This is a genomic window from Streptomyces sp. NRRL S-495, assembly GCF_000966955.1.
GTDB lineage: Bacteria > Actinomycetota > Actinomycetes > Streptomycetales > Streptomycetaceae > Kitasatospora > Kitasatospora purpeofusca.
Genome location: NZ_JZWY01001071.1, coordinates 1 through 903, shown reverse-complemented (window position 1 = coordinate 903; position 903 = coordinate 1). Strand labels below are relative to the sequence as shown.

Annotated in this window: 1 protein-coding gene and 1 pseudogene; one reads left to right on the top strand and one right to left on the bottom strand. The window is 74.8% G+C overall.

Annotated features, from left to right (window positions below; genetic code table 11):
* On the bottom strand, positions 1-496 hold a 496-nt coding region (locus VR45_RS39015; RefSeq protein ID WP_159394528.1), incomplete at its 3' end, for a HAMP domain-containing protein.
* Between the two features lie 225 nt (positions 497-721).
* Between VR45_RS39015 and VR45_RS39010 the strand changes: the two are divergent.
* Positions 722-903 (top strand): annotated as a pseudogene (locus VR45_RS39010) (plasmid stabilization protein); the annotation flags it as partial.

The window sequence follows — 903 nt, the reverse complement described above, 5'->3', positions numbered from 1 at the left end:
CCATCGTGTTGACGGTGTTCTTGAGTTCGAGGAGTTCGCCGCGCGCGTCGACCTCGATCTTCTGGGTGAGGTCGCCCCGCGCCACCGCCGTGGTCACCTGGGCGATGTTGCGCAGCTGATGGGTGAGGTCGCCGGCCATCGCGTTGACCGCGTCCGTGAGGTCGAGCCACGTCCCGGCCGCGCCGGGGACGTGCGCTTGGCCGCCGAGCCGGCCCTCGGAGCCGACCTCCCGCGCCACCCGGGTCACCTCCGAGGTCACCCGGGCGAGCTGCTCGACCATGCCGTTGAAGACGGTGGCGATCTCCCCCGGCACACCCGGCAGGTCGGACCCGAGCCGGGTGCGGAAGTCGCCGTCCCGGACCGCCGTCAGCCCGGCGAGCAGCTGCCGCAGGACCTGGTCCGGCTGCTCGGGCCGGTCGGGCTGCTCGGGCCCGTCCGCACGGCCCGTACGGCCCGTTCGGCCCGCCGCGGTGTCGGGCGCTCGGTGTTCGTCCATCCGTCCACCGTCCGGATCGACCGCGCGGCCGGACCGCTCCACGGCGGCTCCGACCGGTGGGAGCGGCGGCGCCGCCCCGCCTCCCACTGTGCCACCGTCCCGCCGCCGGTGACAGACGGGGCGGCCGGGACAGGATCGGCATCCGGGGCCCGGGACCGTTTTGCCCCCGCGCCGCCGGGTAGGCGCCACCTGGCCAGGGACGCGGCCGACGGAAGGAGCGCCGCCATGCCCCGAGGATCGAGCCCCAAGCGGGAGCGCCAGTACGAGCACATCAAGGAGAGCGCGCTGGAGCGCGGCGAGAGCGAGGACCGCGCCGAGGAGATCGCCGCCCGGACCGTCAACAAGGAACGCGCCCGGCACGGCGAGTCCAGGACCGCCAGTCGCAGCTCCATCCACGACATCTCCTC